The organism is Amycolatopsis roodepoortensis (assembly GCF_014873915.1).
Classification (GTDB): Bacteria; Actinomycetota; Actinomycetes; order Mycobacteriales; family Pseudonocardiaceae; genus Amycolatopsis; species Amycolatopsis roodepoortensis.
In genome coordinates this window covers 2,820,681-2,842,370 of record NZ_JADBEJ010000005.1, presented here as the reverse complement: position 1 = coordinate 2,842,370, position 21,690 = coordinate 2,820,681, and the positions used below count along the sequence as shown (strand labels likewise).

20 protein-coding genes and 1 pseudogene are annotated in these 21,690 nt (G+C 68.5%); 8 read left to right on the top strand and 13 right to left on the bottom strand.

The window, feature by feature from the left end:
- Window position 1 precedes the first annotated feature (1 nt).
- Together H4W30_RS32730 and H4W30_RS32725 are read left to right on the top strand one after the other, a co-directional pair.
- Complete coding sequence (locus tag H4W30_RS32730; RefSeq protein ID WP_091679426.1) at window positions 2-874, top strand: recombinase family protein; 873 nt, start codon at window positions 2-4, stop codon at window positions 872-874.
- 480 nt (window positions 875-1,354) lie between these two features.
- On the top strand, window positions 1,355-2,200 hold the full coding sequence (locus H4W30_RS32725) for a hypothetical protein (RefSeq protein ID WP_091679423.1): 846 nt from the start codon (window positions 1,355-1,357) through the stop codon (window positions 2,198-2,200).
- 206 nt (window positions 2,201-2,406) lie between these two features.
- Here H4W30_RS32725 and H4W30_RS44800 read toward each other — a convergent pair whose 3' ends face one another.
- From H4W30_RS44800 to H4W30_RS32705, 4 genes and pseudogenes are all read right to left on the bottom strand, one after another.
- Window positions 2,407-2,646, bottom strand: a complete 240-nt coding sequence (locus H4W30_RS44800; RefSeq protein ID WP_091679421.1) for a hypothetical protein — start codon at window positions 2,644-2,646, stop codon at window positions 2,407-2,409.
- Window positions 2,647-2,695: 49 nt separating this feature from the next.
- Window positions 2,696-2,836 (bottom strand): annotated as a pseudogene (locus H4W30_RS44795) (hypothetical protein); the annotation flags it as partial.
- A 162-nt stretch (window positions 2,837-2,998) separates the two neighbouring features.
- Complete coding sequence (mgtA, locus tag H4W30_RS32710) at window positions 2,999-5,653, bottom strand: magnesium-translocating P-type ATPase (protein ID WP_245788968.1); 2,655 nt, start codon at window positions 5,651-5,653, stop codon at window positions 2,999-3,001.
- Between the two features lie 31 nt (window positions 5,654-5,684).
- Window positions 5,685-6,536, bottom strand: a complete 852-nt coding sequence (locus H4W30_RS32705) for a CorA family divalent cation transporter (protein ID WP_158303258.1) — start codon at window positions 6,534-6,536, stop codon at window positions 5,685-5,687.
- 137 nt (window positions 6,537-6,673) lie between these two features.
- Here H4W30_RS32705 and H4W30_RS32700 point away from each other — a divergent pair, with 137 nt between their 5' ends.
- Both H4W30_RS32700 and H4W30_RS32695 read left to right on the top strand, forming a co-directional pair.
- Window positions 6,674-7,807, top strand: a complete 1,134-nt coding sequence (locus H4W30_RS32700; protein WP_043829840.1) for an IS701 family transposase — start codon at window positions 6,674-6,676, stop codon at window positions 7,805-7,807.
- Window positions 7,808-8,171: 364 nt separating this feature from the next.
- On the top strand, window positions 8,172-9,434 hold the full coding sequence (locus tag H4W30_RS32695; RefSeq protein ID WP_043832448.1) for an IS256 family transposase: 1,263 nt from the start codon (window positions 8,172-8,174) through the stop codon (window positions 9,432-9,434).
- Window positions 9,435-9,461: 27 nt separating this feature from the next.
- Here the strand turns inward: H4W30_RS32695 and H4W30_RS43925 are convergent, their stop codons facing one another.
- From H4W30_RS43925 to H4W30_RS32675, 5 genes are all read right to left on the bottom strand, one after another.
- Window positions 9,462-9,815 carry a DUF6114 domain-containing protein gene (locus H4W30_RS43925; protein WP_218160488.1) on the bottom strand — a complete coding sequence of 118 codons (354 nt, stop codon included), beginning with the start codon at window positions 9,813-9,815 and terminating at the stop codon, window positions 9,462-9,464.
- Window positions 9,816-9,980: 165 nt separating this feature from the next.
- Window positions 9,981-10,154, bottom strand: a complete 174-nt coding sequence (locus H4W30_RS32690; RefSeq protein WP_157376274.1) for a hypothetical protein — start codon at window positions 10,152-10,154, stop codon at window positions 9,981-9,983.
- A gap of 221 nt (window positions 10,155-10,375) precedes the next feature.
- Window positions 10,376-11,836 carry a cytochrome P450 gene (locus tag H4W30_RS32685; RefSeq protein WP_051172182.1) on the bottom strand — a complete coding sequence of 487 codons (1,461 nt, stop codon included), beginning with the start codon at window positions 11,834-11,836 and terminating at the stop codon, window positions 10,376-10,378.
- 11 nt (window positions 11,837-11,847) lie between these two features.
- Window positions 11,848-12,894, bottom strand: coding sequence for an LLM class flavin-dependent oxidoreductase (locus H4W30_RS32680; protein ID WP_051172181.1), 1,047 nt, complete (start codon window positions 12,892-12,894; stop codon window positions 11,848-11,850).
- On the bottom strand, window positions 12,891-13,823 hold the full coding sequence (locus H4W30_RS32675) for an SDR family oxidoreductase (protein ID WP_063697638.1): 933 nt from the start codon (window positions 13,821-13,823) through the stop codon (window positions 12,891-12,893). Before H4W30_RS32675 ends, H4W30_RS32680 begins: the two co-directional genes overlap by 4 nt.
- Window positions 13,824-13,912: 89 nt before the next feature.
- Here H4W30_RS32675 and H4W30_RS32670 point away from each other — a divergent pair, with 89 nt between their 5' ends.
- The 4 genes from H4W30_RS32670 (at window position 13,913) to H4W30_RS32655 (ending at window position 17,806) form a co-directional block, all read left to right on the top strand.
- Window positions 13,913-14,530 carry a TetR/AcrR family transcriptional regulator gene (locus H4W30_RS32670; protein ID WP_043832444.1) on the top strand — a complete coding sequence of 206 codons (618 nt, stop codon included), beginning with the start codon at window positions 13,913-13,915 and terminating at the stop codon, window positions 14,528-14,530.
- Between the two features lie 105 nt (window positions 14,531-14,635).
- Complete coding sequence (locus tag H4W30_RS32665) at window positions 14,636-15,133, top strand: PaaI family thioesterase (protein ID WP_043832442.1); 498 nt, start codon at window positions 14,636-14,638, stop codon at window positions 15,131-15,133.
- Window positions 15,134-15,221: 88 nt separating this feature from the next.
- Window positions 15,222-16,367: an acyl-CoA dehydrogenase family protein gene (locus H4W30_RS32660; protein WP_043832439.1), complete on the top strand. Its 1,146-nt coding sequence runs from the start codon at window positions 15,222-15,224 to the stop codon at window positions 16,365-16,367.
- 344 nt (window positions 16,368-16,711) lie between these two features.
- Window positions 16,712-17,806 carry a BtrH N-terminal domain-containing protein gene (locus H4W30_RS32655; protein WP_043832437.1) on the top strand — a complete coding sequence of 365 codons (1,095 nt, stop codon included), beginning with the start codon at window positions 16,712-16,714 and terminating at the stop codon, window positions 17,804-17,806.
- Between the two features lie 65 nt (window positions 17,807-17,871).
- On the opposite strand, the gene H4W30_RS32650 is transcribed toward H4W30_RS32655, so the two are convergent.
- Genes H4W30_RS32650 through H4W30_RS44605 form a run of 4 tightly spaced genes read right to left on the bottom strand, consistent with a single transcriptional unit; the run spans window position 17,872 to window position 21,308 of the window.
- The gene (locus H4W30_RS32650; RefSeq protein ID WP_043832435.1) at window positions 17,872-18,501 is read right to left on the bottom strand and encodes a TetR/AcrR family transcriptional regulator; all 630 of its coding nucleotides are present in this window, start codon (window positions 18,499-18,501) and stop codon (window positions 17,872-17,874) included.
- A 1-nt stretch (window position 18,502) separates the two neighbouring features.
- Window positions 18,503-19,717, bottom strand: coding sequence for an NAD(P)/FAD-dependent oxidoreductase (locus H4W30_RS32645; RefSeq protein ID WP_043832433.1), 1,215 nt, complete (start codon window positions 19,715-19,717; stop codon window positions 18,503-18,505).
- 2 nt (window positions 19,718-19,719) lie between these two features.
- Window positions 19,720-19,911: a ferredoxin gene (locus H4W30_RS32640; RefSeq protein WP_043832431.1), complete on the bottom strand. Its 192-nt coding sequence runs from the start codon at window positions 19,909-19,911 to the stop codon at window positions 19,720-19,722.
- Entirely contained in the window at window positions 19,911-21,308 is a 1,398-nt protein-coding gene (locus tag H4W30_RS44605) for a fatty acid desaturase (protein ID WP_043832429.1), read from the bottom strand. The genes H4W30_RS32640 and H4W30_RS44605 overlap by 1 nt, the downstream gene beginning before the upstream one ends.
- Between the last annotated feature and the right edge of the window lie 382 nt (window positions 21,309-21,690).

Below are 21,690 nucleotides of genomic sequence, written 5' to 3'. Positions count from 1 at the left end.
TATGCAACTCGGACCCGACGACGCAGCGGCCGCGGTCGAACGCCACCCCTGCCCGCAATGCGACGTCCCCGCCGGCAGCGCCTGCCGCACCCGCGCCGGGAAGACCGCCGCGAAGTACCACACCGCGCGCTTCATCCTCGTGCCCGCGCTACGCGACGAACTCACCGTACCCGTCCCGGCCGATCGCGGGCCCGGCAAGAAGTGGACGCAGTGCCCCGAGGTCGCCGCGCCGGCGCCTGAGACGAACGGGGCGCCGATCCGGATCGGCTACGCTCGCTGCTCGACGGCCACCCAGGAGTTGCAAAGCCAGCTCGACGCGCTCGCGGCCGCGCACTGCACGCGGGTGTTCTCCGAGAAGATCAGCACCCGCATCAAGATCCGCCCCGAGCTGGAGAAGGCACTCACCCTCGCCCACGAGATCAAGATCGCGGCACCGGACCAGCCGGTGATCCTGACCGTGCACGAGATGAAACGCCTTGCCCGCAACGCCGCCGAGCTGATGACGCTGTCCGCCCAGCTGCAAGGTGGCGGGGTGCAGCTGGAGCTGCTGAGTGGGCCGCTGACCGGCATCTACGACCCACACGGTATGGGATCGATGCTCTTCGCCGTGCTCGCCGTCGCCGCCCAGCTCGACCGCGACTACATCCGCGAAAAGACCCTCGAAGGCCAGCAGGCCGCCGCCGCACGCGGCAACCACGGCGGCCGACCCAAGGTGATCGACGAAGACGACGTGCTCTTCGCCCGCGCCCTGCGCGACAAGGGCACCCCGATGCCCGACATCGTCAAGAAGCTGACCATCAAGACCGGCAAGAACGCCGGCCGGCACCCCTCAGTTGCCTCGCTCTACCGCGCCCTCGCCGACAACGACGCCTGACCAGGCACTACCCGACTACTTGGCAGGTTTCTCCCGTATCCCGGCGGTCCCCCTCCTACCGCTGCCCGACCTGTGGGGCCATGGGCCGTCTGCTGCGCGGGCACTGCGTATCCTGCATCGCGCGTCGGGACTTGGTCGAGCTGTTCACCCAGCCCGACGGGCAACCGGCCGCCTGGTTGGCGCCGCTGGCCGAGCTGCTGGAGAGCTACGACAACCCGTACTCGCTGTGCCTGTATCTGCGCCGGCCCGGCGGACAACTCATCCGCCGCATGGTCACCGGCGAACTGGCTTGCTCGCACGAGGCACTCGACGAGCTCCGGCAGACCACCGCGGTCCAGCACCTGCGCGGTACTCGCCGAGATCCTCGAACCCCGCGAGGAAGAACTCGCCCAGCTCACCCGCGACGTCCAGACCCTGCTGGCCCGAGTAACCGTCCAGCAGGACAAGACCATCCTGGCTCGCTACGTCCGGTGGCACCTGATGCCCCTGGCCCACCAGCGCGCCGAGCGGGATTCCGGCTTCACGCGCTACCAGCGCGAACACCTCCGGCGGAAGCTCGACGCCGCCCGCCTGTTGCTGAGCTACCTCCGCGCCCGCGGCATCAGCCTGGCCGCCCTCACCCAACCCGTGATGGACCGCTGGCTGATCCGCAACCGGCCCCGCCAGCGTTACGCGCGCCCGTTCCTGCTGTGGGCCGCAACCAACGGCCTCGCCCCCGCCCACGTCGCGATCGGCACCTCGGCCCACACCGGCAACCGGGAGATCATGAGCGACACCGACCGAGTCCTGCTCGCCGTCAAGCTGGAGACCGACGACACCCAGGCGCTGACCGATCGTGCCGCCGGCTGCCTGGTCCTGCAATACGGGCAAAGCTGCTGGCGACTGGTCAACCTCACCACCGACGACGTCCTCGCCCACCCGGACGAGCCCGGCGTCCTCGGCCTGCAACTCGGCCGCGACCCCTTGTGGCTACGCCCCCGGCTGTCCGTACTCCTGCAGCAGCTCGTCAACAACCGCCGCCCGCTCGCGGGCGCGCTGCGGCACCGCCCGACTCCCTACCTGTTCCCAGGGCTGCGCCCCGACCGGCCGATGACGTCGGCCACCCTCCAGGCCCGGCTGCGCAAGCTGGGCGTCCCCAGCGCCCGCACCGCCCGCAACGGCGCCTGGATGTCACTGGTTGGTTCCGTCCACTGGAAGATGCTCGCCGACCTGCTCGGTGTGGCCGACACCACCGCCAGCGCCTGGCACCGGGAGAACGGCGGCGACCGCGCCAGCTACGTCGCCAGCCGCCTTCGCCAGGGACAACGAAGCGTCGCACCCGAGTAACCGTGGCGCCATGTGTGTCCACTATGTGTCCACGTCGCGTCACCGGGTGAAGTCGCTGAGCTTCGTGTCCTTGCTCATGAGGAGATCGATGGGTGGAGGCCAGCGGCGGGATCGGCGGTGATCTGGTCGGTGTCGGTGTCGTAGTCGAACAGTTCGGCGTAGCGGCCCCAGGCGATGGCGGGGTGTCGAGTTGCTGCTGGGCGTTTTCAGCGGAGAAGGGGCGGCGGGATACCGCCGGTGAATAGCCGGGGAAGATTCCCCGCAGGATGAGTTTCCGCCACCACAGCGGCGGCTTCGCGTAGGTCGCTGGGGATCGCGCTGGCCTCGGCGATGACGTTGAACAGGATGTACCACTGGGCGCCCAGCGACATGAGCAGGATGCCGCCCCAGTTCAGCGCCCCCGCCGAGGCTGAGCACCACAGCGTGGCGGCGGTGTCCAAGCCCACGCACGCTCAGCCCGTCCCGCAGGATCACCCCAGCACCCAGGAACCCCCGATGCCGGAGACGATCTGGGCGGCACCCCGCGTGGGATCGGCAGAGCTGGCGCCGCTGACATCCCCGAAGCCGTAGGCGGACAGCAGCACGAACAGCGTGGCACCCCACAGCAACCAGGGCATTGGTCCGCAGCCCCACCATCCGGGCCCGATACTGCCGCTCGAAACCGATCAGCGCGCCCAACCCGACGCCAGCGCCGACACGCAGCGCCATCTCGACGGTGCCCGAGTCATCTTCCGCTCGCGTCGTCATGATCAGCCCCTGGCCGCCCCGCCCGAACGCCGCCACCGCAGCCGATGCGGCTCACAACCACGCTCGCCCGCCACGCAGGTACCTCGCCTTGACGACCTGGGCCGCCACGACATAGCTGAACAAGATCGCCAGCAGCCAGGGGAAGTAGCCCAGCGGCAGCGCCGCCATCCGCAGCGCGCCCGCAAGCTGCGACCACGGCAGCAGCAGGCCAACGAGTACCACCGCTACTGCGGCGGCCAGCACCGGCCGAGACGGTGCGCCGCACGGCGTCCAGACCTGCATCCCGGTCTGGCGGGTGCGCAGCACGAGCACGATCAGGACCTGCGAGAGCAGTCCCTCGATGAACCAACCTGCCTGGAACATCGCCTGCTCGGCGGGGCTGTCGATGTCCAGCAGCCACCACAGCACGGCGAACGTGGCCAGGTCGAACAGCGAACTCAGCGGGCCGAAGGTGAGCATGAATCGGGTCAGGCCGCCGGTGTCCCACCGCCGTGGCCGGCGCAGATAGTCCTGGTCGACGCGGTCCCAGGGCAGCGCCAGTTGCGCCGCGTCGTAGAGCAGGTTCTGCACCATGAGCTGGATGGGCAGCATCGGCAGGAACGGTAGCGTCGCGCTGGCCACCAGGACACTGAGCACGTTGCCCAGGTTCGAACTCGCGGTGATCTTGACGTACTTCATGGTGTTGCCCAGCGTGCGGCGACCCTCCACCATCGCGCGGGCCAGCACCGTGAGGTCCTTGTCCAGCAGGATCAGATCGGCGGCGTCCTTGGCGACATCGGTGGCGGTGTCCGCAGCGATCCCCACATCCGCCGTCCGCAACGCCACTGTGTCGTTGACCCCGTCCCCGACGAACCCAACCGCGTGCCCGGCGTCCCGCAGCGCGGTCACGATCCGCGCCTTGTGTACCGGATTGACCTGGGCGAAGACCGTCGTGCGCGCCACGAGCCGACGCAGCTGCGCGTCGTCGGCATCCTCAACCTGCGTCCCCAGCACGATCTCGCCCACGGGGATGCCGACCTGGGCTGCCACCTGCGCTGCGACGTGCCGGTTGTCACCGGTGAGGATCTTGACCGTGACTCCGTGGTCGGCCAGGGTCCGCGCCGCGTCGGCCGCGCTGTCGCGCACCGGGTCGACGAACCCGACAAACCCGACAAGGACAAGGTCGTGCTCGTCACCCTCGTCGTAGCCGCTCAGCCGGGCGGGATACTCGCAGGCGGCGACGGCCAAGATCCGCATGCCGTGATCAGCGTAAGCGCGCACGACCTCGCCAGCCTCGCGGCGATCTGCTTCGCTGAGCTCGACTACCTCGCCGGCCCGCCGTGCGTGGGTGCAGCGGGGCAGGATCTGGTCGGGGTCGCCCTTGGTGATCAGGATGTGCTCGCCGGGCTGCTGTCGCACCACCACCGTGGCGCGCCGCCGGGTGTGGTCGAAGGGGATCTCGTCGATCTTGGTGAACGCCGCGTCGGTGACCAGCGGCGCGTCGTCGGTGGCGAGCTGGTCGATGATGGCTTCGTCGAGCCGGTTGTGCGGGCAGGTCTGGAAATGCACGGCCAGGTAGGCGTACTCGGCGGCCTCGCCGTCCGGCCGTCCGGCCGGGTCGATACTGTGCGCGTAGGCCACCCGGTCCTGGGTGAGTGTGCCGGTCTTGTCCACGCACAGCACGTCCATGCCCGCCAGGTCTTGGATGGCGTTGAGCCGGGTGATGACCACCTGCTGGCGGGAAAGGTGCACCGCGCCGCGGGCCAGGTTGGCGGCGACGATCACGGGCAGCATTTCCGGGGTCAAGCCGACCGCGACCGCGACCGCGAACAGCGCGGCCTGCGCCCAGTCGCCGGTGACGGTGCCGTTGACCGCCAGCACGATCGGCGCCATCACCAGCATGAACCGCACCAGCGTCCAGCCCACGGCGCGCACGCCGCGGTCGAAGCTGCTCTCAGGGCGGGCGTGCCGGGCCTGCTCGGCCATCGTCCCCAAGTAGGTGCGCGGCCCCGTGGTGATCACCACCGCGGTCGCGGTGCCGCTCAGGATCGACGTGCCGGCGAAGCACACCGACGACAGGTCCGCGATCTCGCCACCGGTCCGGCCGCGGGGTTGCCGATCGGGCACAGGCGATGGTGGCCCCTTGCGCACCGGCAGGGTCTCCCCGGACAGCGCGGACTGGTCGACCAGCAGCGCGTTGGCCGCCACCACCCGCGCATCGGCCGGCACCAGATCCCCCGTCGCCAACACGATCACGTCACCCGGTACCAGGTCCTCTGGCGGCACCTCCCGCTCGGTCGGGGCGAGCCCGTCACCGGGCCGCCTGCGCACCGTAGTCGTCGTGGTCACCAGCGCCCGCAGGCCGCGTAACGCCTGATCGGACCGAACCTGCTGCCACCACCGCAGCACCACACTGAGCAGCACCATCACGCTCACGGTGACCGCACCACGCAGATCCCCGAGAACGGTGAACACCACGCCCAGCCCGGTCAGCAAGGCCACGAACGGGCTAGCCACCGCGGACCGCGCCCGCCCCACCCACACCGACCCTTCGTGCCGCTGCAGCCGATTGTCGGCGCACACGGCCGACCGGTGGGTTGCCTCCTGCTCGGTCAGCCCTTTCGGGGAGCTGGACAACCGCTGAAACAGCGTGATCGGGGCCGCTGTCGCCAGCTCCCGCAGCTCCGGGTCAACCCAGGACACCACGCCGTTCGCCACCCGGTTCACAACCCATCTCCAGGCGACTGAGGCGTCGTGATCACCGGAGCCAGCCCTTCCGCTTGATGTAGGCCAGCGGAATCAACGCCGCCACGAGGGTTAACAGCGTGGTCACCAGGAAGCCGTGCTCCCATTCCAGTTCCGGCATCCAGGTGAAGTTCATGCCGTAGAACGTCGCGATCAGCGTCGGAGGCAGGAACACCGCGGTGATGATGGTGAACACCTTGACGATCTGGTTCTGCTTCACATCCAGCGACGTCATAATGGACTGCTGCAGATAACGCACCTTGTCGTGCTCGAAACTCGCGTGTTCCTTCACCCCGTCGATGTCGGCGATCAGGATGTCGATCAGCTTGCCCAGCTCCACCTCGCTCGCCGCGGTCTCGGCACGCAGGTACCGGGCGGCACGGGCCAGCAGCAATTGCGACTCCTGGGAGCGGGACACGATCTCCTCGGCCTCGTTCATTCGAGCGATGGTGTCCTGCATGTCCATCACCCCGATGTCCCGCCCGTTCTCGTCCACCCCCTTCGTGGCCATGTCGATCTCGTCGGTCATCGCCTCCAGGGCGTCGCTGGCGTAGTCGATCACCCGCTCGGCGGCCTCGTTCAGCGCGTACAGCAGCGCATACATCACCCCGTGCGGCGACCCGGCCAGGTGCGGCGTGCGCCGCATCCGCGCAACGGCCTTGTCGAACGGCGCGAACCTGACTTCTGGTTGCAAGGTGACGAGCACGTCGTGGCCGAGCGCGAACACGACCGCCTCGCGGCTGATCGTGTCCCCGGTGCGCAGGTTGACGACCACGGGCAGATAAACGAAGTCGTCGGTCTCCCACACCCGACCGTTGGCCGCCGCGAAATCCACCCCCAGTCCCTCGATCCGCTCGGCAGCCACCTGCGGATCACCGGCCGGAACCTGGACCCAACGACGACGCAGATCGACCGGGTCGAACCGAGTCCGTTCAGTCCGAGTTTCCATGACGTCTCCTAATACTGCAACGGCAGTTGGTCGTCGTGTGGTAGATCATCGTTGTGGTGGTCGATGTGGTGATGGGGCAGCTGGATCGGGTTCATGATCGGATCGCGGGACGGTTCAGGCGGTCGGAGCCGCGGGGCCGGGCTCGGGAGTATGTGTCCGGGCTGGTCGCGGGGTTGGAGCGGAAGAACGGCTGGACACTGGCGGAGCAGTCCGGTGAGGTGTCTCCGGATGGGATGCAGCGGTTGTTGCGCTGGGCGGACTGGGACATCGACGGGGTGCGTGACGACGTGCGGGACTACGTGGTCGAGCATCTCGGCGAGCCGGGCGGCGTGCTGATCGTGGACGACACCGGGTTCCTGAAGAAAGGTGTGCGCTCGGCCGGGGTGCAGCGGCAGTATTCCGGGACGGCGGGGCGGATCGAGAACTGTCAGATCGGGACCTTTCTCGCCTATGCCGGTGATCATGGGCATGCGCTGATCGATCGGGCGCTGTATCTGCCGGAGCCGTGGATCGCCGACCGGGACCGGTGCCAACGGGCGGGGATTCCGGATGAGGTCGAGTTCGCCACGAAGCCGCGGCAGGCGATGGGCATGCTGGCGCGGGCGTTCGAGGCGGGTGTGCCGTTCGCGTGGGTCACCGCCGATGAGGCCTACGGGCAGGTCAAGTACCTGCGAGCCTGGCTGGAGGAACACGACGCCGCGTACGTGCTGGCCACCAAGGTCAACGACACCCTGATCACCGCCGAGGGCACCGAACAGCGGGCCGATGAGCTGATCGCGGACCTGCCCGCCCGGGCGTGGCGGCGGTTGTCGGTCGGTGCCGGCGCGCACGGGCCGCGCGAGTACGACTGGGCACGGGTGCCGGTCCGGATTGGCTGGCAGGCCGGGCGCGGGCACTGGCTGCTCGCCCGGCGTTCGATCTCTGATCCGACCGAGATCGCCTACTACATCTGCTACGGGCCCCGCCGGTCCACCCTGCTGAACCTGGCCTGGATCGCCGGGGCGCGCTGGCGGATCGAAGAGTGTTTCCAGCAGGCCAAGAACGAAGCCGGACTGGATCACTACCAGGTCCGGTCCTGGCGGGCGTGGTACGCCCACATCACCCTGTCGATGCTCGCCCACGCCTGGCTCGCCGTCGCCAAATCCCTTGCCATAAAAGGGGAATCGGTATCGCCGAACCAGACATGATCAGCTTTACACTACCGGAGATCCGGCGCCTGCTCACCAAGCTGGTCCTGCGTGTCGCCGACGCCGCCGAACACATCTGGTCCTGGTCACGCTTCCGCCGCCGACGACAACACCAAGCCCGCCTCAGCCACTACAAACGCCGCGGCTACCCACTTCCTTAACTGCCGTTGCAGTATTAGGCCGTCCGAGCAGGTTCGTTCCACGTACCGACGCTGCACTCGAACGTGCGGTAGTAACCCTGCGGTTGCACGATGGGGGACTGTGTCGTGAGCGGTGTTTCTGGCCCGACACGCCGGGGTGAAATCCGGCGGGATGGGTACGGACAGTGATGGCATCCGATGCTGTGAGCGCGGATCAGAGGAAGATGAGGAAGTCGGAGCGGGAGCGGTCGGCCGAGCAGGCTGCCGCGGCGGCGATGGTGGCGCAGGCGCGGGAACGTGGCCTGTCGCTCACTGGACCGGACGGGCTGTTGAAGCTGTTCACCAAGAACGTTCTGGAAGCGGCGCTGAACGAGGAGATGACCGAGCATCTCGGGCACGCGAAGAATCGTGCCGATTCGAATCGTGATTCGTCGAATGTGCGGAATGGGGCCCGGGGGAAGACGGTGGTTTCGGACGCGGCTGGAGAGGTGAACATCGTGGTTCCCCGGGATCGGGAATCGACTTTCGAGCCGAAGATCGTGAAGAAACGTCAGCGTCGACTGACTGACGTGGACGAGATCGTGTTGTCGTTGTATGCGAAGGGGTTGACCACGGGCGAAATTTCGGCGCATTTCGCCGAGATTTACGGCGCGTCGGTGTCGAAGGAGACGGTGTCTCGGATTACCGACAAGGTGATCGAGGAGATGCAGGACTGGGCAAGCCGTCCACTGGAGCCGGTCTACGCCGCGGTGTTCGTGGACGCGATCGTGGTCAAGGTGCGGGACGGCCAGGTCGCCAACCGGCCGTTCTACGCCGCGATCGGCGTCACCACCGACGGCCGCAAGGACGTGCTCGGATTGTGGGCCGGTACCGGCGGCGAGGGCGCCAAGTTCTGGATGAGTGTGCTGGTGGATCTCAAGAACCGCGGCGTTAAGGACGTGTTCTTCCTGGTTTGTGACGGCCTCAAGGGGTTACCGGAGGTGGTGGAGCAGGTGTGGCCACAAACGATCGTCCAGACGTGCGTTCTGCATTTAATTCGTAATTCGTTTCGGCTGACTTCCCGGAAATACACGGACGCGTTGAAACGCGACCTGAAAGAAATCTACACGGCACCCAACGCCGACGCCGCCGCAACGGCACTGGACGAACTGGACGAGAAATGGTCGAAGAAATACCCAGCCATGGTTCGACTCTGGCGTAACGCCTGGACCGAATTCGTTCCTTTTCTGGACTACGATATCGAGATCAGGAGGATGATCTGCTCGACGAACGCGATCGAGTCGTTGAACGCACGCTACCGGCGCGCGATCCGGGCACGTGGGCACTTCACCACCGAGCAAGCGGCGATGAAGTGCTTGTATCTTGTGACCCGCAGCCTCGACCCCACAGGGACCGGGGCGGCACGATGGATGATGCGTTGGAAGCCAGTGATCAACGCGTTCTCCATCACCTTCGGTGACCGCTGGCCGGTGACCGAGACCTACTAATCGACACCGCCGGAAACACCGTTCGCGTTACGGACCCTCCCGCGGGATGCCGAGCAGGAGGCCGCACAGGTTGGTGTAGAGGAACGAGGCCAGAGGCGTCAGGACGAGCGCGACGCCGAGCGGTGCGTGGTGTTGGGGCTGGGTCCAGAGCAACACACCGAGGACGATCATTCCGCCCCCGAGTAGGAATCCGGTCAAGCCCGCGGTGCCGGGCAGTGCGAAGACGGTGTACTGGTTGGGGGTAGCAGCATGATCGTGGTACCCGCCACGATGGCCAGCAGTCCTGCGAAGACGGGCGCCGACGGCGCCATTGCCGCCACCAGGCCCCCGGCGTTGCGCATGCCCGTACTGTGCCGAAGGAGACAGCTGGCGGTGACCCATCGCAGGTTGGCAAGCATGTGGCGCCGCGGTTCAGGGCGAGACTGTGCCCGGCAGCGTCCGGGCCGTTGATCTCTTCGATGGCCACTGTAGATCCTCGGTGCGCAGGTCGGGGCTCCTGGCTTGGTAGCTATCCGCAAGATAAACGGACCCACGGGGTTGTCTACTTTACTGGGAAGCGCAGACGCCTTTGGCGCGCAACTGCTGCAGGCCGACCACGACCACGGGCCGGGTGTGTCCGTCGCGGGGCGGAAGAACTGTGGGTAGGTTCCATACCCGTGTGCGGAACACCTCGTCCAGGGCGATCTTGATGCGTTGCTGGCCCCGCACGACTGCAGACACCGGCAGCACTCCCAGCATCATCAGTGCCATCACGAGGGGTGGCGGGGGCGAGCAGGCCGATGAAGTATCGCCACCGGATGCGGCTGCTGCAGGAGTCGGGGGAGGGCACGCTGGCGCGGTGCTCGGCTCATGGTGCGTTCATCGCTGTGTGCCTCCGTGGTCGCGGGCCCGGCCTCGGGGATCATCGGTGTCCTTGCGGTTCGGCTGGCGCGGTGCGTGGGTCAACGGGGGGTGAGGTGCACGGGCAGTCCGTCGGCGGGCACAGGGAGGGAGGTGTTATCCCACCGAATGCGGTAGCCATCGGGGACGCTCCAGCGGTAGCTGCGCAACATCTCGTGCAGGATGGCTTTGACCTCCAGAGTGCCGAAGTGCATGCCGATGCATTTGTGCACGCCGCCGCCGAAGGGGATCCAGGCGAAGCGGTGGGTGTGGTCTTCGCGGCGGTCCGCGGCGAAGCGGTCGGGGTCGAAGGTGTCGGGCTCGGTCCAGCATTCGGGTACGAAGTGGTTGATGGCTGGGGCGAGGGCGACGAGGGTGTCGGCGGGCAGGTAGTGGCCCAGGAGGTCGGTGTCGGTGACGGTCTTGCGCATCACCAGGGGCACGGGGGCGAGCAGCCGGAGGGCTTCCTTGATGATCCGGTCGAGGGTGTCCAGGCTTTCCAGGGCGTCGATGTCGGGCGGGGCGTCGCCGAGGGCGAGGGATTCCTGCCGGGCGCGGTCTTGCCATTCGGGATGGGTGGCGAGGTAGTAGGCGGCCGCGGTGGTGGTGATGGTGGAGGTGTCGTGTGCGGCCATCATCAGAAAGATCATGTGGTTGATGACGTCGTCGTCGCTGAACCGCTCGCCCTCCGGAGTGGTGGCGTGGCACAGCGCGGCGAAGAGGTCCTCGCTCGTGCTGGCGCGGGCGGCGGGTAGGTGCTGGGCGAAGTAGTCTTCCAGTACCCGGCGGCCGCGCACGCCGGCGCGCCAGCGAGTGCCGGGCAGCGGGGCGCGCACGAGCGCGCTGGCGGCGCGCACGGTGGCCACGAAGGCCTGGTTGATCTGCTCGGTGTCGGTCGAGCCGCCGCGGCCGCCCATGAACACCTGGGTCGCGATGTCTAGAGTGAGGTGTTTGAGTAGCCAGTACAACCGCACCGGACGGTCGGTGGGCCAGGTGGGCACGCTAGCGCGCACGCAGGGCGCGACCTGCTGGGTGTAGCCGGCCAGGCGGTCACGGGTGAAGGCCTGCTGCATGATGCGGCGGTGCATCTTGTGCTCGTCGAAGTCGAGCAGCATCAGCCCGCGGTGGAAGAACTGGTCGATCAGAAATGCCCACCCGGCCTGGGAAAAGGCCTTGTCTTTGTTGGTCAGCACCAGCTGCGTCGCCTCCGGGCCGGCCACGGTGGCGATGCGGGTGCCGAACGCGCCCATCCAGGTGACCGGGCCGTAGCGTTCGTAGCGTTCGCGGCCGAAGTCGGTGCCGAATCGGATGTAGTCGAGCAGATGCCCCACCACAGGTGTGCCGAAGTCGCCGCGGACCGGTCGCAGGCCGCTGCCTGCGGGCGGGGTGGCCAGGTCGGTGGCGGGCCAGCGGCGGCTGAACCGGCGCCACGCCTCGTCGACCGCCTGGGGTGCGGGGGCCACCAGTACCGACGATAGGCGCTGTCGGGCGGCCTGGGTGGTGCGTTCAACGATGGGGACCATGGCGGCTCTCCTTATTTGGTGGGTGTGCAGGTCAGTGGGGCGAAGGCATCCAGGACGGCGGTGGTGGCCGACCGGCCGGCGAAGGAGGGTGGATACAGCAGGGTCTGCTCGTACAGGCCCGCCCACCGCGTGGTGAACTGGGTGCGGACCTGCTCAGGCGTGCCGGCCACGGCGATGGTGTCGATCATCCGGTCCGACACTGCGGCCACCATCGCCTCCAGGTCACCGGCGCGGCGGGCGGCGCGGATGGCCGCGGCCTCGTCGGTGAAGTCGTGCAGGGCGAGGATGGCGTCGTAGGTTTTCACCGAGGCATAGAACGCGATCTGGGCCGCGGCGAGTCGGCGGGCGTGGTTTTCGTCGGGATCCACCGCGCAGATCACATAGCCGGCGACCGGCACCGCCCCGGTGCGGCCGGCGCGGTCGGCACCGGCCTGCAGCGCGGGCCGCACCGTGTGGCGCAGGTACTCGGGGGTAAACAAGGGATGGCCCACCAGCCCGTCGGCCACCGCCCCGGCGGCGCGCACCATGCGCGCGTTCACCCCGGCCAGATACACCGGGATCGCCCGCCGCGTGGGGGCCGCGACGGGCGCGGTCGGGACCACGTGGGTGCGGTAGAACCGGCCCTCGTGCCGCACCGGAGCTTCATCCAGCCGCCACAGCCGGCGCAACAGCGGCACCAGCTCCTCCATCCGGGGCGCGGGATGCTCACCGGACAAGCCGTGCCAGTCCTGCTGCATGCGCCGTGTTCCCGTCCCCAGCCCCAGGATCAGCCGCCCGCCGCAGACCGCGTCCAGATCCCGCGCCTCGGCGGCCAGCACCAGCGGGGTCCGGCCCAACCCGTAGGCGATCCCGGTGCCCACCGTGATCGTCTCGGTCACCGCGGCCATCGCCGCCGCGGCCACCACGGCCGAACGGTCGTAGAACTCCGCCGCCCAGGCCGACTCGAACCCGGCCTGTTCCGCGTGGGCGGCCAGGGCCGCCACCTCGTGGACGTCGTGGCCGGCGCACACCAGCGACACCCCTCGCTGCGTCGCCGTGGTGCTCGGGTCGCTCGTCATGAGGGTTGCGCTCCCGCCGCCTGCTGATTGGCCAGCGCGTCCGGGCTGGCCAGTGCGTCGTGCCCGCGCTCGGGCACAGCGCGGGCCTCGTAACCGGCCCGGGCAGCCGGGTCAGCACCGGCCAGGACCCGATCCGCTCCGGAGACCCGCATCAGGACATCGGCCAGCGCGCGCGGCACCAGCTCCAGCAGCCGGTTGACCGCCCCCAGCCACCGGGGCACGTACACAGCGAACCGCGGCCGGCGCACCGCGCCCACGATCGCGTCGGCCACCTGCTGCGCGGTCACCGGCCGCACCAGCGGGGACCCACCCAGACCGGTGGCCAGTTCGGTCCGCACCACCGTGGGCATCACACACGACACCGCCACCCCGGTGCCCCGCAGTTCCGCGCGCAACGCCTCCGACAAGCCCACGACACCGTGTTTGGTGGCGCAATACGTGGCCGCCCCAGCGAAGCCCACCTTGCCCGCCTGCGAGGCCACATTGACGATGTGCCCCCGCCCGCGCGGCCGCATCCGGCGCACGGCCTGCTGGCTGCCATGGATCACCGCGTGCAGATTGAGCTCCACCTGCCGGGCCGTCACCGATCCCGGCTCCTCACCCAGCGGCCCCAGCGGCATGATCCCGGCATTGTTGATCAGTACATCCAGCGGGCCGCACGTCGACTCGACCTGGTCAAGGAACGCCGTGAAGGCCTCCCCATCGGTGACATCCACCTGCCACCCGCGCACCGTCGGGTGCTGACTCAGCCACTGTCCTGTGGGGAGATCGAGGTCTGCGACGGCCACCGTCGCCCCGGCTGTGGCGAGCGTGTGCGCGGTCGCGGCCCCGATGCCTCGCGATCCCCCGGTGATGGCCACGACCACACCGCGCAGCGGCCGCGCGGTCCGCTCCCGGCGCCCTCGAGCCCCGTTGACCTGCTGTGCCACTGGTATCGCCTCCGCTGCCGATCGCTCCGACTTCTGACAGGAACCACGGTCAGAATGATTCTGACAGGAGAGTATGTCAAGATGGGGGCATGTCGGTGCCGAAGCGAAGCTATCGGGGTATCAGCGCCCAGCAGCGCCGCGACCAGCGGCGCGAGCAACTGTTGGCGGCCGGGTTGGATTTGCTGGGCACCCACGGGTGGCGGCAGACCACGATGACCGCGGTCTGCACGCGAGCCGGGCTGACCGAGCGCTACTTCTACGAGAGCTTTGCCCACCGGGATGAGCTGCTGCTGGCGGTGCTGGACCGGATCGCGTCGCAGATCCGGGACGTGGGGCTGCGCGCTCTGGCCGAGACGGAGGGCGACCCCCAGATGAAAGCCAAAGCGGCGATCGGCGCGTTCGTCGACCTGCTCACCGGCGACCCGCGCATCGGGCGCGTGGCCATGCTGGAATCCGCCGCCGAGCCGCTGCGCGCGCGGCGGCACGAACTGCTGCGCGAGTTCGCCCAGCTGATCGCCACCCAAGCCCGCACCCTCTACGGCGACGATGCGCTCCCGCCACCCCACGACCAGATCGCCGGTCTGCTGCTCACCGGCGGCCTCGCCGAACTACTCATGGCCTGGCTGACCGGGGAACTCCCCGCCAGCCGCCAGGACATCATCGACATCGGCGCAGCCCATTTCGCCGCGACGACACAGCGGCACTAGACCAGCGGCGTGACGGTGGCCACAACCCGTTTCTTAAACCCCCAGTATCACAGCGAGACTACTAGTCTCGCATTCACCGATGGCGCAAAGGAGGGGGGCACCGCGATGGCCGACTCGACGCTCACTTCGCTGCCGCCGCACCATCCACGGTGCCTGGGGTGCGGGCCGGACAACCCGGCGGGTCTGCACCTGGCCGTCTCCCGCGACGGGGACAGCGTGGTCACCGACGTCACCTTCGACGCGCGGCATCGCGGCGCCCCGGGCCTGGCACACGGTGGCGCGATCTCGGCGGCCTGCGACGACCTGTTCGGGTTCGTCCTCTACGTCGTGGAAGAGATGGCCGTCACGCGGAGGTTGACCGTCGACTATCTCGCGCCGGTGCCGCTGGGCCAGCCGCACCGCATCACCGCAGGCCTGCAGCGGCGGCACGGCCGGCGACTCCACCTGGAGGCCACCGGCACCGGCCACGACGGCATCACCCGGTTCACCGCCGAGGCCCTGTTCGTCGTCGTCGACCACAACCACTTCGCCCCGCACGGCCTTGAAGCCGACGTCCAGGCCATGTTCACCCGGCACCAACCACACGACCGCAAGGACCGCTGAGGGCGAACCTCTGTCGTCCCGCACGTCGGCGCCGGGTTCGAGATATGCCCAAGCCCGGAAACCACCACGACTCGGAGGGAGACACGCTATGGCTGAGTACCGCAGCCGGTGGAACACCGATGATGTTGAAGAGTTCCGTGATCTGGCCCGTCAGTTCTGCCGGAAAGAACTGGCCCCGAACCAGCAGCGCTGGGCCGAGCAGAAAAGTGTCGACCGGGACCTCTGGACCACCGCCGGGCAGGTGGGGTTGCTGTGCTTGTCCATCCCGGAGGACTACGGTGGAGGCGGCGGTTCGTTCGCGCACGAGGCCGTACTGCTGGAAGAGCAGGCCGCCAGTGGCGACAGCTGCTGGGGCGTGGGGCTGCACAACGCGATCGTGGCGCACTACATCCTCGCCTACGGCACCGAGGACCAGAAGCAGGCATGGCTGCCCAAACTCGCCTCCGGCGAATGGGTGGGTGCCATCGCCATGACCGAGCCGGGGACCGGCTCGGACCTGCAGAATGTGACGACGAAGGCGATCCGTGACGGCGACAGCTACGTGATCAACGGCGCGAAGACCTTCATCACCAACGGCGGCCAGGCCGACCTGGCGATCGTGGTGACCAAGACCGATCCGTCCCGGGGCGCCGACGGCATTTCGCTGGTCGTGGTGGAATCCGGCCGCGCGGGGTTCCGTCGCGGCCGTGTGCTGGACAAGATCGGCCTGCACGGGCAGGACACCGCCGAGTTGTTCTTCGACGACGTCCGCGTCCCGGCCTCCAACCTCCTCGGCACCGCCGAGGGCCAGGGTTTCGGCCAGCTGATGCAGCAACTCCCGCAGGAGCGGCTGCTCATCGGCATCACCTCGGTCGCCGCCCTGGAAGCGGCTCTGCTCGACACACTCACCTACACCAGGAACCGCCAGGCCTTCGGCAGGGAGATCTTCTCCTTTCAGAACACCAGGTTCACCCTTGCCGAGGCCGCAACCGAGGCCCGGGTCTGCCGCGTGTTCCTCGACGACTGCATCAGCCGCCACCTCGACGGCGGCCTCGACGTGGCCACCGCCGCCATGCTCAAGTGGTGGTGCAGCGACCGAGCCATGCACGTGATCGACAACTGTCTCCAACTCCACGGCGGCTACGGCTACATGAGCGAGTACCGCATCGCCCGCGCCTGGACCGACCAGCGCGTACAGAAGATCTACGGCGGCACCAACGAGATCATGAAGGAAATCATCGCCCGCACCCTGTAGCTCGAAGGACCCGTCACCATGCCATCCGGCTGTCGCACCACGTCGCGGTGCCGGAGACGTCGAGGTGGGGCAGGGCGTTGGCGACATCTACGTCCGGTCAACGACGCCGCCCAGGGAATCGGGGCCGCAATCGCGATCGCCGGCAGTCTGCTCGCCAGCAGCTACCGCACCCACCTCGGTGCCACCACCGCCACGCTGCCGACCCAGGTGCGCGGCGGTGCCACCGACTCCCTGTCCAAGGCAGTGCACCGCACCGTCATCGCCACGATCCCGCTGACCCTGTGGGCACCCGCATACCACTCACACATCGCATAGACCGCCCGCGATTAGTACAGGAGCCACCCGTGACTGACCAGCAGCACATCACTGACTACCCGCACGAGTTGGCCGGGCACTGCGGCTCCGGGGCGCTGCGCGACCTGCTGCACTGGGCCGGTTTGTCTTACGAGTCCACACCCCTCGACGAGGGCACCATCTTCGGTCTCGGCGGCGCGCTCGGCTTCACCTACCTGCGCCATCCGGCTATGACCCCACCGATCTACCTGGTCGGCCGCGGCCCCGACCTCACCGTCGACTTCACCCGCCGTCTCGGAATCACCGCCACCCACGACACCACCGACGACCCCGACGAAGGCTGGGCCTGGGTCCGCGACGAACTTGACCAGGGCTACCCCGTGTTGTGCTGGGCCGACATCGCCGAACTCCCCTACCTGCGGGTCCGGCTGAGCATGAGCCGCCACGACATCGTCATCGTCGGCTACAACGACGACAGCCACACCGCCACCGTCGTCGACAATGACCGCCCCGACCCGCAACACGTCCCCTACGATGCGCTCGCCCGCGCTCGGGCGTCCACCGGCTTTCCCACCCCTACCCGGCACACCACCTACCGGCTGCGCTACCCCACCCAGCTGCCGCCCCTCGCCGACGTCACCGCTGACGCCTGCCACGCGGCCGCCCGAGCTCTGCGCGACCCCGAACCAATGTTTGACAGCATTACCCACGGCACTCCAGGTCTGGTGGAGGGACACGGTGTGGACGGCGTAGCTACCTTCGTCGACGACCTCAGCCGCTGGCCCGAACTGTTCTCCTCCGACCAGCTCGACACCACGCTGTTCGCCCTGGCCGCCTTCATCGAGAAAGCCGGGACCGGCGGAGGCCTGTTCCGCCGACTGCAAGCCGACTACCTCAGCTACCTGGCCCGCCGCACACAGCTGTCGACCGCTCGGCAAGCCGCCGACACCTACACCCGACTCGCCCGCCTGTGGAGCGACCTCGCCGCCATCGCCACCAGCAAAACCGACGCGCTCACCCGCATCCACACCATCCACGCCGCCGCCCGCCACTTGCCCGCACTGGAGCAACGCGCCGCGGACGACCTCCAGATCCTCGCCCGCGACCTCACCGCGGGAGACACCAACGGCGCGGACCCTGGCTAGCCGGGGAGCGCGCGAGAGAGCGTACTCGGCGAAACGGCCGGTCCACCGCGTCAGCCCCGCCCGCGTCAGCCGTAGCGCAGGGGCTTCCGGGAGGGCTGGTCAAGCACGCGGGAGGCCAGCCAGGCGAGACCGTCCGCGGTGTGCGCTGGGGTCTGCGAGGGTTGCATGACGTGGCTGAGGACTGTCCGGACGATCGCGTCGACCACCACACCGATCTGCTCAACTGTGAGCCCTGGCCGGTAGGACGCCACGCGGTGTGTGAGCATTGCTTTGGTCCGGGTGATCAGGGTGCCCGCCTGTGTGGTCAGCAGTGGGAGTAGTTCGGTGTCCGTGCCATGGGTGGCGGAGGCGATCGCGCGGAGCAGGAGATTGTCGGCGGCGAGTTCCAGCACGTTACGCACCGCGGCATAGATCGCCTCGACGAGGTCGGTTGGGTGGCGGTCGAAGGCGTCGCCGACGACGGTGAGGAACCGGTCCAGCTCGTGGGCGACCATGGCGTCGGCCAGCGCGGCCTTGGACCCAATCTCGTTGTAGACGGTCTGGCGGCTGACGCCGACGTGTTCGGCCAGCCGCGCCATGGTGACCGCCGACCAGCCGGTGCGAGCTGTCAACTCGATCGCCGCGGCGATGATCGGCTGCCGGTACTGGCCGCCCACGGCGGACGCGGCTGAGAGAGTCCCGCCCATGGCCGCCATCCTAGGCGACCGCCCCGGTGGTGGCCGCGAACGCGACCGCTTCCGCCCACGACCCCCGGGCGGCGATGCGCCGCCGGTACTTCATGATCTCGCGCGGCCGGTCCACGGTGAGCGCGCCGACGATCCGGTCGCCGCGCCGGTACAGCGCCGTGAACCCGGCCTCGGCCGGCACGGCGACCACCACCTCCTCGGCGCGTGAAGTGCCGACGAACTGGATGCGGTGGCCGTACCAGTCGGACCAGAAGTAAGGCACTGCCGCCAGTGGGCGCGCGGCGGCCGGGTCGAGGGCGTGTCGGGCGGCGGCCGCTCCCTGCTCGGCGGCGTTCGTCCAGTGCTCTAGTCGCATCGACTCGTCGTCGAACAGCGGGTTGACCACATGGGCCACGTCGCCCGCCGCGTACACACCCGATAGGCCGGTTGACAGGGTGGCGTCGCAGACCACGCCGCGGTCACGCTCGTGCAACGGCACGCCGCTGCCCTCGAGCCAGCGGGTGGCCGGGTAGACCCCGGTACCGGCCACGACGAGGTCCGCGGGCAGGACCTCCCCGGTGGACAACCGCACCCCGGTCACCACGCCATCCGCCGCCTCCAGCCGCATGACCTGGGTGGACAACCGCAGGTCAGTGCCCGCCGCGCGGTGCAGGTCGGCGCAGACGGAGCCAACCTGCCGCCCGACCGAGCGGACGAGTGGCAGGTCCAGCGTCTCGACGACCGTGACCGGCAAGCCCCGCTTGCGTGCCGCGGAGGCGACCTCCGAACCGATGAAGCCGGCGCCGATCACGACGGTGCGCGCGCCCCGATCCAACCCGGCGCGTACCGCGGCGGCGTCCTGCGCCGTCCGCAAGGTGTGGACTCCGGCGCAGCCATCGGAGCCGGGGAACCGCCGTGCCGTGGCGCCGGTCGCGAGCACCAACGCCTCGTAGCGCACCATCGTGCCGGACACCGACACTTCCCGAACCTCGGTGTCGAGCCCGTCCGCAGGTGCTCCCAGCATCAGCTCGACACCGAGGTCCTCGCGCAACTCAGTCTCGCTGCGGAAGGGCTCCACACTGGCGGGGCCGTCCGGGTCGAGGAACGCCTTCGACAGCGGTGGCCGGTCGTAGGGCAGCTGTTCCTCCGCGCCGATCAGCACAATCCGGCCGTCGTAGCCGACGCGGCGCGCGGACTCCACCGCGCGCAGCCCAGCCAGCGAAGCGCCGACCACCACGAGTGTCACGGTCAGTCCCTCAGCTTCAACGCGAGCACCGGACAGGCGTCGACCGCAGCGGTGAGGTCCTGCCGGTGTTCCTCGTCTGGGTGTTCCTCGTGCACGACGACCCTGCCGTCATCGCCCACCTCGAAGAAGTCGGGCGCCATCGCCTCGCACATACCGAGGCCCTCGCACCTGTCCCGGTCGGCTTCAATCCGCATCACGCGCTCACCCGCCCCGGGGCCACGAAGTCGACCTTCTCCCGGACGCCGCAATCCGGGCAGCACCAGGAGTCCGGGATCGCCGACCACGGCGTGCCCGCAGGGAACCCTTCGCGCGGGTCGCCGAGCTTCTCGTCGTAGACATAGCCGCAGCCGGGGCACATCCCGCCGTCCGTCGCGTCACCTCCGGCGTCGGCGGCGACGACTTCGGGCGCGTCGGTGGCGCCATACCGGACGAGTACCTTCGCCCGCTTGCCCGGCTGGATGTTGGCGCGGCTGATGTCGCCGTCGAAGTGGGCGACCACGCGCGGGTCCATCACCCGGCGCCACAGCGGCGGGATGAGCGCCAACACGATCATCCCGGCGTACCCGGTGGGCAATACCGGCGACTCGGCGAAGTCGCGCAGTGTCTGGTATCGGCGGGTGGGGTTGGCGTGGTGGTCGCTGTGCCGCTGCAGGTGGTAGAGCAGGACGTTCGTGGCGATGTTGTTGGAGTTCCAGCTGTGACTGGGATCGACCCGCTCGTAGCGGCGCCGCTTAGGCGTGCCCACCTGCTGGCGCAGCATCCCGTAGTGCTCCATGTAATTCACGATCTCCAGCAGCGAGAACCCGATCACCGCCTGGATCAGCAGGTAGGGAACAATGCCGACGCCCAGCCACGCGATCATCGCGGTCCACAGCACGGCCGACATCAGCCACGCGTTGAGCACGTCGTTGCCGATCCGGAACGGGTGCTGCCCACGACGTGCGTAGCGGTTACGCTCCAGCTCCCAGGCCGACTTCAACGAACCGAAGACGGTACGCGGCCAGAATCGGTAGAAGCTTTCCCCCACGCGGCTGCTCGCCGGGTCCTCCGGAGTCGCCACGCGCACGTGGTGGCCGCGGTTGTGCTCGATGTAAAAGTGCCCATAGAAACTCTGCGCCAGCGCGATCTTCGACAACCACCGCTCATGGCTCTCCTTCTTGTGCCCGAGCTCGTGCGCGGTGTTGATACCGATCCCGCCGATACACCCGATCGTGGCGGCCAGGCCGATCTTGTCCACGACAGACAGCTCTCCCCGCGCGATCAGCCAGAACGCGAAAATGAACGCCGCGTACTGGATAGGCAGGAACAAGTAGGTGATCCAGCGGTAGTAGCGGTCGTTCTCGAGTTGCTCGATAACATCGTCGGGCGGATTGCTGCGGTCCAGGCCGGCGACCAAGTCGATCGCCGGGACCACGAGCAGGATCACGATCGGACCGATCCAGAACCACACGCCCCAGCCGGTCACCGCGTGCATCGCGATCGCCAGGAACGCCAGTGACGGCACCACCAGGCCGATCAGCCACAGGTAGCGCTTGCGGTCAGTCCACTGCTGCGTCGAGCCAGCGGGCACCGTTGCCTTCTTACCGCTCATCTCACCCTCCTCAGCTAGTTGACAAAACCGTACAACACGTACAGCGCTCTTGACAAGATTGGAGATTGTGTAAAAGTACCCGCCATCGTCGCGCAGGTCCCGGGCGAACCTACTGAACTGAGACACCTCTGCAGCACGACGACCGCCGCGTTCCAATGGATGTGAATCCAGGCGCGTTCCGGACGGAGGCGGCGCCCAAGCTGGCCAGCTTGGGCGGCCATCGTCGCGGGAGAGGACCGCAGGTCTGGGGCCATGGAACGTCTACTGCGTCGGTACCGTCGTCTCCGCCCGCACGGGGACGTTTGTTCTCGGTTACTGTGGTGGCAAATGCCGTGGTCCAGGCTGCCATCGTCGGGCGTCAGCGAACACGGTGGAACCCGGT

Bases quoted from the DNA above. Each gene is read 5' to 3' on its own strand.
- H4W30_RS32730 (WP_091679426.1), top strand. From the start codon at position 2: ATGCAACTCGGACCCGACGACGCAGCGGCCGCGGTCGAACGCCACCCC.
- H4W30_RS32725 (WP_091679423.1), top strand. From the start codon at position 1,355: ATGCCCCTGGCCCACCAGCGCGCCGAGCGGGATTCCGGCTTCACGCGC.
- H4W30_RS32695 (WP_043832448.1), top strand. From the start codon at position 8,172: ATGAGGAAGTCGGAGCGGGAGCGGTCGGCCGAGCAGGCTGCCGCGGCG.
- H4W30_RS43925 (WP_218160488.1), bottom strand. From the start codon at position 9,815: ATGGGTCACCGCCAGCTGTCTCCTTCGGCACAGTACGGGCATGCGCAA.
- H4W30_RS32685 (WP_051172182.1), bottom strand. From the start codon at position 11,836: ATGGTCCCCATCGTTGAACGCACCACCCAGGCCGCCCGACAGCGCCTA.
- H4W30_RS32680 (WP_051172181.1), bottom strand. From the start codon at position 12,894: ATGACGAGCGACCCGAGCACCACGGCGACGCAGCGAGGGGTGTCGCTG.
- H4W30_RS32670 (WP_043832444.1), top strand. From the start codon at position 13,913: ATGTCGGTGCCGAAGCGAAGCTATCGGGGTATCAGCGCCCAGCAGCGC.
- H4W30_RS32665 (WP_043832442.1), top strand. From the start codon at position 14,636: ATGGCCGACTCGACGCTCACTTCGCTGCCGCCGCACCATCCACGGTGC.
- H4W30_RS32660 (WP_043832439.1), top strand. From the start codon at position 15,222: ATGGCTGAGTACCGCAGCCGGTGGAACACCGATGATGTTGAAGAGTTC.
- H4W30_RS32650 (WP_043832435.1), bottom strand. From the start codon at position 18,501: ATGGCGGCCATGGGCGGGACTCTCTCAGCCGCGTCCGCCGTGGGCGGC.
- H4W30_RS32640 (WP_043832431.1), bottom strand. From the start codon at position 19,911: ATGCGGATTGAAGCCGACCGGGACAGGTGCGAGGGCCTCGGTATGTGC.
- H4W30_RS44605 (WP_043832429.1), bottom strand. From the start codon at position 21,308: ATGAGCGGTAAGAAGGCAACGGTGCCCGCTGGCTCGACGCAGCAGTGG.